The following is a 12,569-nucleotide window of genomic DNA, read 5'->3' on the forward strand; positions in this document are numbered from 1 at the left end:
CTAGAGTTGGTGCTCGTGCAGTTCCTCAACGGCCTCCAGCCCGCCCACGACCTCACCTACGACGACGTCTTCATGGTGCCGAGCCGCTCCTCGGTGACGAGCCGGCTCGACGTCGACCTCGCGACCGCGGACGGGTCGGGCACGACGATCCCGATCGTCGTGGCCAACATGACGGCCATCGCCGGTCGCCGGATGGCCGAGACCGTCGCCCGCCGCGGCGGCATCGCCGTCATCCCGCAGGACATCCCGGTCGAGGTCGTGAGCGAGGTCGTGCGCTGGGTCAAGGAGCGCCACCTCGTCCACGACACCCCGATCACGCTCGAGCGGCACGTGACCGCCGGCGAGGCGATCGGGCTGCTGGGCAAGCGCGCCCACGGTGCGGCCGTCGTGGTCGACGGTGCCAAGCCGGTCGGCATCGTCACGGAGAAGGACCTGACCGGCGTCGACCGCTACACCCAGGTGCACGACGTCATGCGCCAGGACATGGTCGTGCTGCCCGACGACATCGACCCGCAGGAGGCCTACGAGCGGCTCGCCGCGGCGCGCCGCAAGGTCGCCCCGGTCGTCTCGGACACCGGTGAGCTCGTCGGCATCCTCACGCGCGGCGCGTCCCTGCGCGCCGGCCTCTACAGCCCCGCCGCCGACGACCACGGGCGCCTCCGCGTCGCTGCCGCCGTCGGCATCAACGGCGACGTCGCGGCCAAGGCGGAGCAGGTGCTCGCCACGGGCGCCGACGTGCTCGTCATCGACACCGCGCACGGGCACCAGGACAAGATGCTCGACGCGCTGCGCGCGGTGCGGTCGCTCGACCCCGGCGTGCCCGTCGTGGCCGGCAACGTCGTCTCGGCCGCCGGCACGCGCGACCTCATCGAGGCGGGCGCCGACATCGTCAAGGTCGGCGTCGGTCCGGGCGCGATGTGCACGACGCGGATGATGACGGCCGTCGGTCGGCCGCAGTTCTCGGCCGTGCTCGAGTGTGCTTCTGCCGCAAGGGATCTCGGAAAGCACGTCTGGGCGGACGGCGGGGTGCGTCACCCTCGCGACGTCGCCCTGGCCCTCGCGGCAGGCGCCTCCAACGTCATGGTCGGCTCGTGGTTCGCCGGCACCCTGGAGTCGCCGGGCGACCTCTACACGGACAACGACGGGCGGCAGTACAAGGAGTCGTTCGGCATGGCGAGCTCGCGTGCCGTGCGCAACCGGACCGCGACCGACTCCGCGTACGACCGCGACCGCAAGGCCCTCTTCGAGGAGGGCATCAGCAGCGCACGCATGTACGTCGACCCGGCCCGGCCGTCGGTCGAGGACGTGATCGACGAGATCATCGCCGGCCTGCGCAGCAGCTGCACGTATGCCGGCGCGCGCACCCTCGAGGAGTTCCACGAGCGGGCGATCGTCGGCCTCCAGAGCACGGCCGGCTTCGCGGAAGGACGCCCGCTCCACACCTCCTGGTGAGCCGGTCCCGGCGGCGGCGCATCGTCACCCGGGCGGCGCTCGCGTCAGCACGGAGATGAAGCCCCCGGCGGGACGGTGCCGCGCGCCGCTGCGGTCGCACGGGGTCTTGCCCCACCCGGTCGCCGTCCCTAGCATCGGCCCACGCGGTCGTCGCGTGCACGAGCACACAGGGGTGAGAGATGCGCGGTAGCCGCGTGCTGGTCCAGGTCGTCGCGGCGGTGGCGGTCCTCGTCACGACCGTGATGTCGCCGTCGGCGGAGACGGCACGGGCGAGCGCGCCGACGAGCGCTGCGCAGCAGAGCGCCCCGGCAGCCACCGCCGACGCCGACCCGGTCTGGAGCGCGCCGGTCACGGCCATCCTCGACCGGGGCCGGCCGAGCGACGTGTCGTGCCCGTCGACGACGTGGTGCATGGCGATCGACCTCTCGGGTCAGGTGCTCACCTTCGACGGCAGCACCTGGAGCAGCCCGCGGAAGATCTTCCCGAAGGCCCCCGGACAGCCGCAGTCGGCCGTGTCATGCCCGACGACGACCTTCTGCCTCGCGACCCACTCTTCTGGCTACGCGGTGTACCGCTCGGGCAGCTGGACGGTCACCCGGTCGGCGCTCGCGCCCTTCCGCACGGTCGGCTGCTACAGCGCGACCCGCTGCGCCCTGATCCGGGGGGATGTCTTCTCGTCCCACGCCATGGCGTACTGGAACGGCTCGAGCCTGACGTCGTCCGTGAACATGCCGTGGGCCTACCGGGTCGACGCCGTGTCCTGTGTGTCCGTGACGACGTGTCTCGCGATCGGCTTGGAGCCCAACGGTGGTGCGATCGCCCTTCGGTCCTCGGGGGCGACATGGGTGGCCTCATACCTGGGGCAGGTGACCCGTTTCGCCACGTTGGACCTGTCGTGCACCTCGACGTCGTTCTGCCTCGCGACGAGTGGCAACAGCTACCGCAGCTGGCGGTGGAACGGGACCTCGTGGGGGGCCGCCGCGGAGACGCGCGCCGGCATCTACCTCGATGCGAACGTCGTCTCGTGCGTGTCGACCACGTCCTGCACCGCTGCCGGGGACGGGCGGGTCGGGCGGTGGAACGGCAGGAGCTGGTCGGTCCGTGAGCTCTTCCCGATCATCGGCGCGACGTATGCCGTCGACTGCCCGTCGTCCTCCAGCTGCGTGATCGTGGACGACCGTGGACGGTGGTGGCGTGGGGGCGGCTCGACGTGGAGCGCGGCCCGGAGCTTCGACACGACGACGGGGTCCGGGGTCGCGGACCTCTCGTGCCCCACATCGGCCTTCTGCATGGCGACGGATCACGTCGGGAATGCCTTCCGATGGGATGGCGCGACCTGGAGCGGACCGTCGCGCCTCGGGACGATGTCGTCGTCCGTCTCCTGTCTGTCTTCCAGCTGGTGCCTGACGGTTGACTCGCAACAGAGCACCTCACGCATCTGGAACGGGTCGTGGGGCGCGGTGACCGGCGTTGACTACGTCACGCTGCTGCGACCTGCCGAGTGTGCCTCCACGACGGCCTGCTTCGTGTTCGAGGCAGGAGACGTGCGGCGCTGGAACGGACGCGCGTGGTCGGCGTCCACCCAGCTCTTCGCCCCTACGGGCATGGACGTCCGTATCGACTGCGCCGGTCCGCGATTCTGCATCGCCATGACCGAGGACGGGTTGTTCCGGACGTGGAACGGGTCGTCGTGGTCGGCGGCACGCCGGTCCGGGGTCACCAACACGAGCCAGCTGACCTGCACCTCGAGCACGTTCTGCATGGTCGAGTCCGACAGCGACCTCTACTCGACGTTCAACGGGTCGAGCTGGTCGGTGCGGAGGACGCTGCCGGCCGGCGGGGGCCGATTCGGATGCCAGAACAGCACGCGCTGCGTCATTGCCTCCGACGACGGAACGCTCTACTGGTGGGCGGGGGGTCCGTGGGTCGCAAGCACCAACCGTATCGGCTTCCTGCCCAGTCGGATCGCGTGCGCCCCGAGCCGATGTATGGCGGTGGGCTACGAGAAGGCCAGCTGGACCGTCTGAGCCGACGGCAGGGTGCACAGCGGTCCGTCCGCCTCCGATGCTCCAAGGGCGCGCCGAGGTGCGGTGAAGGGAACCGACCGCGGCCGAACGGCATCCATCCGGGCATGACGACCCCCGGTGGAGTGCCTGACGACGTCGTGCCGCAGCTGCGGCGGCTCGAGGAGGCGCGCCGCGACCTCGCGGAGCGCGAGGCGGTGCAGGCCCGGCTCGCGACCTCACGGGCCTCCCTCGACCGGGCACGCAGCGAGCACCAGCGCCTGCTCGACGCCCTCACCACGGAACAGCGCGACGTCGAGCGGCTCGAGCACGCCGAGGCCGGCTACGAGGCCGCGCGCGAGGCCGTCGCGGCCAGTGGGGGAGACGTCGACGACGCCGACGCCGCTGCTGCGGTCGAGGAGCTGTCCCGGCGCCGGGAGCTCCGTGAGGTCGAGCAGGCCCGTGCGGCAGGGTGGTCCGCACTGCAGGGGCTCGTCGCAGCGCGGCAGAAGCTCGACAGCGCGGACTCCTGGTCCGCGTGGGACACCTTCGGCGGTGGCGGCATGGTGAGCTCGGCGCTCAAGCACGAGCGCCTCGACGAGACCCGCCAGCTCCTGCGGCGGGCCGGCGACCTGCTCGTCCACTTCAGCCGCGAGCTCGACGACGTCGGGGTCGCGGGGGTGGAGCTGCCTGAGTTCGACGGTCTGACGCGCGGGCTCGACATCTGGTTCGACAACGTCTTCACCGACCTCGCGGTCCGCGACCGGATCAAGCGCGCCCAGCGTGAGCTCGCGACGGCCCTGGCGCAGGTCGAGCGCGTCGTCGCCGACCTCGACGCCCGCGCCCTGGAGCTCCGCGCCTGACCGGGTCAGTGGCGCTTGCGGCCGACCTCGACGACGCGCCAGCCGCGCTCGCGCGCCAGCTCTCGCAGCTCACCGTCCGGGTTGACGGCGACGGCGGTGCCGACGCGCTCCATCATCGGCAGGTCGCTGACCGAGTCGCTGTAGGCGGTGCACCGGGAGAGGTCGTAGCCGCGCTCCGCGGCGAGCTTCTCGATCTCGATGACCTTGCCTGCGCCGTAGCAGAACTCACCGGCGAGGTGGCCGGTGTAGCGCCCCTCCTCGTCGAGCTCGCTGCGGGTCGCGACCGCGCCCTCGAGACCGAGCGCCGTCGCGATGCGGCTCACGAGCTCGATGGGCGAGGCCGACACGACGATCCGGTCCTGGCCCGCAGCGCGGGCGTCGGCCAGGAGCGCCATCGAGGTCGGGATCGCCTTGCGCACGATCCCCGGCGTGATGGCGTCGGTGAGGTGGATGATGTCCGACTGCCGGATGCCGGCGACGGCCCGGAGGATGCGCTCGCGCAGCGCCTCCGAGCCCTCGTCGGTGGATCCCTTGCGGTGGAAGGCGATCGCGTTGACGGTGTCCTTGACGAGGTCCTTCCACGGCACGTGGCCGCTGCGGAAGGCGGCGATCGCGAGCGGGTAGTTCGCGGAGCCGCGGATCAGGGTGCGGTCGAGGTCGAAGAAGGCGGCTGCGGGCGCGAGCGCCCCCGCCTCACCCGACACTGGCCACCAGTGGGAGGCCGGAGCGGCGCGGCGGGACAGCGTCGTTGACGGCCGTGCCGGAGCCCTTCGGCAGCGTGCGCGGCCGGTTGGGCAGGGCGAGGCGGAACACCTTGGCCCAGGCCTGGTACACCTGCTTGGGCAGCGGCCCCGTCGTGTAGGGCAGGCCGTAGCGCTCGCAGATCTCGCGCATCTCGACGGCGACCTCGTGGTAGCGGTTGCTCGGCAGGTCGGGGAAGCAGTGGTGCTCGATCTGGTGGCTGAGGTTGCCGGTCATCAGATGCATGAGCTTGCTGCCGGAGATGTTGGCCGAGCCGAGCATCTGCCGGATGTACCAGTCGCCGCGGGTCTCGCCCTCGATCTCCTCCTCCGTGAAGGTGTCGACGCCGTCGGGGAAGTGGCCGCAGAAGATGACCGAGTGCGCCCACACGTTGCGGATCGCGTTGGCGGTGAAGGTGCCGATGAGCGCCTGCTTGCCGGAGCCGAAGGGAGCGGCGGCGAGCGGGGTGGCGACGTAGTCCTTGGTGAACTGGCGCACCACCTTGCGGCCCACGGCCTTGAGGTCCTTCTTGAGGTCGGCCTTCGACTTCTCGCCGTCCTTGACGGCCTCGAGCTCGAGGTCGTAGATCGCGATGCCCCACTCGAAGAAGGGCGCGAGGATCATGTTGTAGAGCGGGTTGCCGAGGTTGCCCGGGTGCCACGGCTGGTCCTCGTCCATGCGCAGGATGGAGTAGCCGACGTCCTTGTCCTTGCCCAGCACGTTGGTCCACGTGTGGTGCAGGTCGTTGTGCGTGTGCTTCCACGCCGCGGCGGGGGTGACGAAGTCCCACTCCCACGTCGTCGAGTGGATGTCGGGGTCGCGCATCCAGTCCCACTGGCCGTGCAGGACGTTGTGGCCGATCTCCATGTTCTCGAGGATCTTGGCCACGGAGAGCATCGCGGTGCCGGCGACGAAGGCGGTCTTCTTCTTCGACAGCATCAGGGTGGCGCGGCCGGCGACCTCGAGGGTGCGCTGCACGCGGATGACGCGGCGGATGTACGCCGCGTCCTTGGAGCCGCGGGAGGCGACGACGCGGTCGCGGATGGCGTCGAGCTCCTGGCCGAGGCGCACGACGTCGGCGTCGGAGAGGTGGGCGGCGGCGCTCGGGCGCTTCGCCGGTCCGCCGGTCGCCGCGAGGACGGGCTTCTTGGGCCGGATCGTCGCGGTGACGCCCCCGGATCCCGCGGGCGCTGCGGCGCCGGTGGGCGTCGCGGTCGGTCGGTTCGTGGTGGCGGTCATGGGGATTCCCTTCTCAGATGTCCAGGTGGACGGGTCCGGCGGCGGCGTTGACGCAGGTCTGGATCAGCTCGCCCTCGTCGCCGTGCACCTCGCCGGTGCGCAGGTCGCGGACCTTGCCGGCGACGAGTGGGGTGAGGCAGCTGCGGCAGATGCCCATCCGGCATCCGCTCGGCATCACCACCCCGCACTCCTCGCCGGCCTCGAGGAGGGGGACGTCGCCGCCCACCTCCACTTCCTTGTCGGACTTCTCGAACGTGACGAGCCCGCCCTCGCCGCCGGAGCCCGGCAGCAGGACGGGAGCGAAGCGCTCGATGGTCAGAGCGGGGGCGGCGCCGTCGGCGCCGTCCGTCTCGGCCTCGCGCAGCCACAGGTCCGTGGCGGCGTCGAGGAACTCGGTGGGGCCGCAGGCGTATGCCGCCCGCTCGCGCCAGTCGGGGCACAGCGTCTCGAGGTCGGCGTGGTCGGAGAGGTCGAGACGGCGCCCGCCCTCCTCGCGCGTGAACCAGTGCCGCACGGTCAGGCCGGGGAACTGGTCGGCGAGCTCGAGCAGCTCGTCGTGGAAGAGCGCGTCGTCGCGCGTGCGCGCGGAGTGGATGAGCACGACGTCGGCGTCGGGGCGGCGCGGCACGAGCGTGCGGATCATCGACATGACCGGGGTGAGGCCGCTGCCGGCGGTGAGCATGAGCAGCGGGCGGGGGTGCTCGGGCAGCACGAAGTCACCCTGCGGCGCGTCGAGGAAGAGGATGTCGCCGACCTTGGTGTCGCGCGCCAGGGCCGTGGAGACGAAGCCGATCGCCGTGACGGTGATGGCCGGGTCGTGCCCGACGGCGGCGCTCAGCGAGTAGCTGCGCCACTGGCGCACCCCGTCTATCTCGACGCCGATGCGGGCCCACTGACCGGCGAGGTGGGGGTTCCAGCCGCGACCGGGACGGAAGTGGATCGTCGTCGAGTCGGGGGTCTCGCGGACCACCCTCGTGACGACGCCGCGCAGCTGGCGCGAGGAGGAGAGGGGGTTCACCAGACCGAGGATGTCCTCGGGGGCGAGCGGGGTCGTCAGCATCGACGCCACACGCCGGAGAGCTCTGATCTGGGCCATGGAACCATCCTCCTCCCGGAGCCCCTTCCGGATCTTGGGGTGAGGCGTACTCTTTGAGTGGGGAATCTGTCGTGTCGCAACAAATTGTCGGAGGCCAATGTGGCGCAGACCACGTCTGACCCGCCGTGGTTGTCTCTCCCGGCCGAAATCAGCGCCAGCCTGCGCCCCGTCGTGCACGACATGGTCGAGGCGATCATCGAGGGCATCCCCCGCGACGTCCCGGTCTATGCGATGCCGATGGAGGGCCGGTTCGGGCAGGGCGTGCGCCAGGGTGTGACGGTCGCCCTCAACCGCTTCCTCGACCTTCCCGGCACGCGGTTGCCCGCGCTCTCGGACGACGGCAAGTGGGTCTACGAGAGCCTCGGCCGGGGCGAGGTGCGCTCCGGGCGCTCGCTCGAGTCGCTCCTCGCGGCGTACCGCTACGGCGCCCGGGTCACGTTCCGGGCCATCTCGCGCCTCGTCGACGTCTCGCAGATGCCGCCCGACGTGCTCCTCGCGCTCGGCGAGTCGATCTTCGCCTACATCGACGAGATCTCGGCGGCGAGCGCGCAGGGCTACGCCCAGGAGCAGTCGGAGCGGGCGGGAGAGCAGCTGCGGCTGCGCAGCGAGCTGCTCGAGATGATCCTCCGGGGCGACTCGAGCGACGGCGGCGTGGCTCGCCTCGCGGCCTCCGTCGGCTGGACCCTGCCCGAGGTCGTCGTCGTCGCGCTCGTGCCGTCACCGCACGTCGACGGCCTCCGCGCGGCCCTCGGCCCCGACGGCCTCGTGGCCGAGCGCGGCACGGACGTCGTCGTCGTCTTCCCCTTCGTCAACCGCGCGCCGCGGCACCGCGACCTCGAGCGCGCCCTCCGTGGGCGGCGCGCCATCGTCGGCCCGGCCCGGCCGTGGCAGCAGGCGAGCGAGTCGCTCCACCTCGCCACCGCCGCGGACGCCCACGGGCTGGGCCCGAGCCCCGACGACCCGCACCGCGACACGGTCCCGGTGTGGGTGGACGAGCACCTCGCCGAGCTCGTCGTGCGGGCCGAGCCCCTCGCGACGGCCGACCTCGCCCGCACCCGCCTCGCACCGCTCGACGACCTCCGCCCGGCCGTGCGCGAGCGCCTGACCGAGACGCTCTTCGCGTGGCTGCGCCACCAGGGCCAGCGCGCCCCCATCGCCGAGGAGCTCTTCGTGCACCAGCAGACGGTCGGCTACCGCGTCGCCCAGCTCAAGGACCTCTTCGGTGACGTCCTCGACGACCCCCAGGCCCGCTTCGAGCTCGAGCTCGTGCTCAGGGCCGGCCACCGCTGACCGGCCCCCACCCGACCTCGACCCCGCCACTCGACGGGCGGCTCGTCAGAGGGCGCGGAGGGAGCTGCCGTCCAGGTGGGCGGTGACGTCCTCGACGACGCCGGTGAAGAACGTCGCGTAGACGTCGCGCGTGACGTAGCCGAGGTGTGGCGTGAGCAGGGTGCGCGGCGCGCGCCGGAGCGGGTGGTCGGCCGGCAGCGGCTCGACGTCGAACACGTCGAGACCCACGCCACCGAGGTGGCCGCGGTCGAGCGCGGCGAGCAGCGCCGTCTCGTCGACGATCGGGCCGCGCGAGGTGTTGACGAGCAGGGCGTCGGGGCGCATCAGCGCGAGCTCGCGCGGCCCGAGGAGGCCGTGCGTCTCGGCGGCGAGCGGCAGGTGGACCGAGACGACGTCGGAGGTCTCGAGGACCTCCTCGAACGAGGCCGACCGGGCCCCGGCGGCCGCAGCGCGCTCCGGCGTCAGCGACCGGCTCCACGCGACGACGTCCATGCCGAAGGCCCGCCCGACGGCGGCGACCTGGCCGCCGATGCGCCCGAGCCCCAGCAGCCCGAGGGTGTGGCCGGCGAGGTCGCGCCCGACCGTCGTCTGCCAGCCGCCCTCGCGCACGCCCGTCGCCTCCGGCAGCAGGTGCCGGGAGAGGCCCAGCACGAGCGCCCAGGTCAGCTCCGCGGGCGCCGTGGCGAGGCTCTCCGTGCCACAGACGACGATGCCGGCGCGCCGGGCGGCCTCGACGTCGATGCTCGGGTTGCGCCGACCCGTCGTCACGACGAGGCGCAGCCGTGGGAGTGCGGTCAGCACGGCCGCCGGCAGCGGCGTCCGTTCGCGCATGACGACGACGACGTCGTACGGCGCGAGCCGGTCGACGAGCGCCTCGGGAGCCGACACGTGGTCGCGGAAGACGTCGACCGTGCACGGGTGGGACGGGTGGTCGGTGACGGGCGACCAGTCGGCGCTGGAGAGCGCCACGCCCTGGTAGTCGTCGAGCACGGCGATCCGCATGCGCCCCACCCTAGGAGGCCCACCGCGGCGGCGCGGTCGTCGCCGCCCGGGGAAACGCGAGAGGCGCCGCTCCTGGGAGCGGCGCCTCTCGTGGTGTCTTGCGACCCCGACCGGGCTCGAACCGGCGACCTCCGCCGTGACAGGGCGGCGCGCTAACCAACTGCGCTACGGGGCCTTACTGGGTGGTGCGGGTTGAACTGTACTGCGTATCCCCAACGGGATTCGAACCCGTGCTGCCGCCGTGAAAGGGCGGAGTCCTAGGCCGCTAGACGATGGGGACCTGCCCGACCTATCCGTTGGGACGTCGAAACTATATGGGAGTTTCGGGAACCGTCCAAATCGGCTCCCGACGCCGCTCCCGCCGCTGCTCTGGCACGCCTGTTCAGCCCTTCGCCCAGGCCCGCACGTCGTCGACGGGCCACGTCGTGACGATCCGCTCGGCCGGGATGCCGAGGCGCTCCGCGCGCTCGCAGCCGAGCGACTTCATGTCGAGCTGGCCGGGAGCGTGCGCGTCCGAGTCGATGGTGAAGAGGCAGCCGAGGTCGCGGGCGAGCTCGATGAGCTCGTCGGGCGGGTCGCACCGCTCCGGCCGGGAGTTGATCTCGACGGCGACGTCGTTCTCGAGGCAGGCGCGGAAGACCTTCTCGGCGTCGAACTGCGAGGGCGGCCTCTTGCCGCGGCTGCCCGTGACGAGCTGCCCCGTGCAGTGCGCGAGGACGTTCGTGCGGGGGTTGCGCACCGCCGCCACCATCCGCGGGGTCATCTCGAACGAGGGCTGGCGCAGCTTCGAGTGGATCGAGGCCGTCACGACGTCGAGCTGGTCGAGCAGGTCGTCGTCCTGGTCGAGGGTGCCGTCGAGGTGGATGTCGACCTCGATGCCGCGCAGCAGCGTGAAGGCGTCGCCGAGGCTGGCGTTGATGGCGTCGACGCGCTTCAGCTGCTGGGTGAGCCGCTCGCGGCTCAGGCCGTTGGCGACCGTGAGGCGGGGGGAGTGGTCGGTCAGAGCCATCCACTCCTGCCCCAGCTCGACGGCGGCGAGGACCATCTCCTCGATGGGGCTGCCCCCGTCGCTCCAGTTCGAGTGCGCGTGCAGGTCGCCGCGCAGCGCCGCGTAGAGCGCGGCTCCACCACGCGTCAGGGGCTCGCCGTGCTTCTCCTCGGTGGAGACGAGGTATGCCGGCAGCACCCCGCGCACGGACTGGCCGATGATCGCGGCGCTCGAGTCGCCGATTCCCTTGATCTGCTTGAGAGTTCCGGCCTCGACACGCTCGCGCAGCTCCTCGTCGGAGACGAGGGTGATGGCCTCGATGCTCCGGCGGAACGCGTCGATGCGGTAGCTGCTCTCGCGCCCACGCTCGAGGAGGAAGCAGATGCGTCGCAGCGCGTCGATCGGGCTGATCGGCGCCTCGGGCGCGGTCGGCTGCTCCATGGACGGCAGCCTAGCCGCGGGGTCAGCGCTGCGGGGGCGGCACCGTGCTGCCGTCCGGCAGCTTGCCGGGGTTGCCCGGCGTGCCCGGCACGACCCGGACGATCGAGCCGTAGCGCTGGGCGAGGAGCCCCTGGGGGTCGTCCCCGTCGACGAGCACGTCGACGACGTCCAGGCGGGTGTCGACCATGGCGCCGACGACCTGGATCCCCTTGCTGCGCCAGAGCATTCGTTCGTCGACGACCTCGTTGGCGACTCGCTGCTTGTCGGCGAGCGAGTGGGTGGCGATGACGAAGTCGACGTCGTCGGGCGACGGCATCGCCTGCCTGACGAAGGCCTCGAGCGCGGCGTCGTGCCGGGTGACGGCAACGGTCACGCGCGCACCCGAGGGCTCGGCGGCATACGCCCCCGAGAAGACGTCACCCCAGCGGGAGACCACGGTCGGCGCGGCTGCCGTGAAGGCCGTCGTCTGCGGCGTCGAGAGCGCGCCGAACCACCGCGACAGGTCGCGGGCGGGCGGCACGGACGGCGCGACGAGGGGGCCCCTCCCGTCGGTCGTGCCCGGCTGCCGGGCCCCGCCGCCACCGCTGTCGACCGCCTCGTTGTCGTCCGTGGAGCCGGTGCCGGCGTCCGGGGGTGGTGTGCCCTGCGCGCCCTTGGCCGCTTCGGCGACCGCCGAGCCGGCCGTCATGCTCGACGGGTCGCCCTGCGTGGCCACCCAGGTGCCGCCGACGGCGCCGGCGACGACGACGACCGCAGCCGCTCCAAGCACCTGGCTCCGGCGGCGCGACGTCATCGCGCGGCCGCGCTGCAGGGCACGTTGGGCGAAGAGGTCGTCGCGGGGAGGTTGGAGGTCGTTCATGGTGGCCAGCGCCTTTCGCAGCTGCTGCTCGCCGGCCTCCGGTGCCGGCGGGCTGCCTCCGGGGTCGCGTGTCGTGTCGTCGCTCATGAGACGGCTCCTGCCCCGGTGAGTGGTGGGTCGGCGAGCCGCCCGCGCAGGGCGGCGAGCCCACGCGAGATCTGGCTCTTGATGGTGCCCTCGGCGACGCCGGTGCACTCGGCGATCTGGGGCACCGTGAGGTCCTCCCAGAACCGCAGCACGAGCACGGCCCGCTGCTTCTCCGGCAGGTCGTGCAGCAGCTCGGTGAGGGTCATCGCGAGCTCGCGGTCGTGCTCCTGCGTGGCCGGCTCGGGGGTCTCGTCGGTCAGCACCTCGCGGCGCCGCTTGCGCTGGTCGTTGAGGTAGAGGTTCATCATGGTGCGCCTCGTGTAGGCCGTCTCGGCGCCCGGGCCGATGCGGGGCCACGCGACGTAGACGCGGGCGAGCGCCTCCTGCACGAGCTCGTCGCCGTCGGCCCAGTTGCCGCAGAGCAGGTAGGCGCGGCGGCGCAGCATCAGCTGCCGCTCCTCCACGAAGGCGCGGAAGGCCGCCTCGTCCCTGCGTCGCATGGGGGCTC

At 72.2% G+C, this 12,569-nt stretch carries 11 protein-coding genes and 2 tRNA genes; 4 read left to right on the forward strand and 9 right to left on the reverse strand.

What is annotated here, in order from left to right:
- The first annotated feature begins 15 nt into the window (after positions 1 to 15).
- The 3 genes from ABD979_RS04495 (at position 16) to ABD979_RS04505 (ending at position 4,318) form a co-directional block, all read left to right on the forward strand.
- A complete protein-coding gene (locus ABD979_RS04495) occupies positions 16 to 1,452 on the forward strand; it encodes a GuaB1 family IMP dehydrogenase-related protein (protein WP_345506244.1) in 1,437 nt (478 codons plus the stop codon).
- A gap of 179 nt (positions 1,453 to 1,631) precedes the next feature.
- A complete protein-coding gene (locus ABD979_RS04500; protein WP_345506245.1) occupies positions 1,632 to 3,479 on the forward strand; it encodes a hypothetical protein in 1,848 nt (615 codons plus the stop codon).
- A 104-nt stretch (positions 3,480 to 3,583) separates the two neighbouring features.
- Positions 3,584 to 4,318 carry a hypothetical protein gene (locus ABD979_RS04505; RefSeq protein WP_345506246.1) on the forward strand — a complete coding sequence of 245 codons (735 nt, stop codon included), beginning with the start codon at positions 3,584 to 3,586 and terminating at the stop codon, positions 4,316 to 4,318.
- Between the two features lie 5 nt (positions 4,319 to 4,323).
- Here ABD979_RS04505 and ABD979_RS04510 read toward each other — a convergent pair whose 3' ends face one another.
- Genes ABD979_RS04510 through ABD979_RS04520 form a run of 3 tightly spaced genes read right to left on the reverse strand, consistent with a single transcriptional unit; the run spans position 4,324 to position 7,394 of the window.
- Positions 4,324 to 5,022 carry an HAD family hydrolase gene (locus ABD979_RS04510; protein ID WP_345506247.1) on the reverse strand — a complete coding sequence of 233 codons (699 nt, stop codon included), beginning with the start codon at positions 5,020 to 5,022 and terminating at the stop codon, positions 4,324 to 4,326.
- Positions 5,012 to 6,298 carry a fatty acid desaturase family protein gene (locus tag ABD979_RS04515; RefSeq protein WP_345506248.1) on the reverse strand — a complete coding sequence of 429 codons (1,287 nt, stop codon included), beginning with the start codon at positions 6,296 to 6,298 and terminating at the stop codon, positions 5,012 to 5,014. The genes ABD979_RS04510 and ABD979_RS04515 overlap by 11 nt, the downstream gene beginning before the upstream one ends.
- A gap of 13 nt (positions 6,299 to 6,311) precedes the next feature.
- Complete coding sequence (locus ABD979_RS04520; RefSeq protein WP_345506249.1) at positions 6,312 to 7,394, reverse strand: ferredoxin reductase; 1,083 nt, start codon at positions 7,392 to 7,394, stop codon at positions 6,312 to 6,314.
- Between the two features lie 99 nt (positions 7,395 to 7,493).
- Between ABD979_RS04520 and ABD979_RS04525 the strand changes: the two genes are divergently transcribed.
- Positions 7,494 to 8,684, forward strand: coding sequence for a PucR family transcriptional regulator (locus ABD979_RS04525; RefSeq protein WP_345506250.1), 1,191 nt, complete (start codon positions 7,494 to 7,496; stop codon positions 8,682 to 8,684).
- A gap of 45 nt (positions 8,685 to 8,729) precedes the next feature.
- Here ABD979_RS04525 and ABD979_RS04530 read toward each other — a convergent pair whose 3' ends face one another.
- The 6 genes from ABD979_RS04530 to ABD979_RS04555 form a co-directional block, all read right to left on the reverse strand.
- On the reverse strand, positions 8,730 to 9,686 hold the full coding sequence (locus tag ABD979_RS04530) for a D-2-hydroxyacid dehydrogenase family protein (protein WP_345506251.1): 957 nt from the start codon (positions 9,684 to 9,686) through the stop codon (positions 8,730 to 8,732).
- Between the two features lie 101 nt (positions 9,687 to 9,787).
- Positions 9,788 to 9,861: transfer RNA gene (locus ABD979_RS04535), tRNA-Asp, on the reverse strand.
- Positions 9,862 to 9,893: 32 nt separating this feature from the next.
- Positions 9,894 to 9,966 (reverse strand) — tRNA-Glu (locus ABD979_RS04540).
- Positions 9,967 to 10,068: 102 nt separating this feature from the next.
- The gene (locus ABD979_RS04545; RefSeq protein ID WP_345506252.1) at positions 10,069 to 11,115 is read right to left on the reverse strand and encodes a PHP domain-containing protein; all 1,047 of its coding nucleotides are present in this window, start codon (positions 11,113 to 11,115) and stop codon (positions 10,069 to 10,071) included.
- A 22-nt stretch (positions 11,116 to 11,137) separates the two neighbouring features.
- On the reverse strand, positions 11,138 to 12,061 hold the full coding sequence (locus ABD979_RS04550; protein ID WP_345506253.1) for a hypothetical protein: 924 nt from the start codon (positions 12,059 to 12,061) through the stop codon (positions 11,138 to 11,140).
- Positions 12,058 to 12,561 (reverse strand): RNA polymerase sigma factor, encoded by a 504-nt coding sequence (locus ABD979_RS04555; protein WP_345506254.1) that lies wholly within the window; start codon positions 12,559 to 12,561, stop codon positions 12,058 to 12,060. Before ABD979_RS04555 ends, ABD979_RS04550 begins: the two co-directional genes overlap by 4 nt.
- Between the last annotated feature and the right edge of the window lie 8 nt (positions 12,562 to 12,569).

The sequence above is a fragment of the Terrabacter aeriphilus genome, from assembly GCF_039542985.1.
Taxonomy (GTDB): Bacteria; Actinomycetota; Actinomycetes; order Actinomycetales; family Dermatophilaceae; genus Terrabacter; species Terrabacter aeriphilus.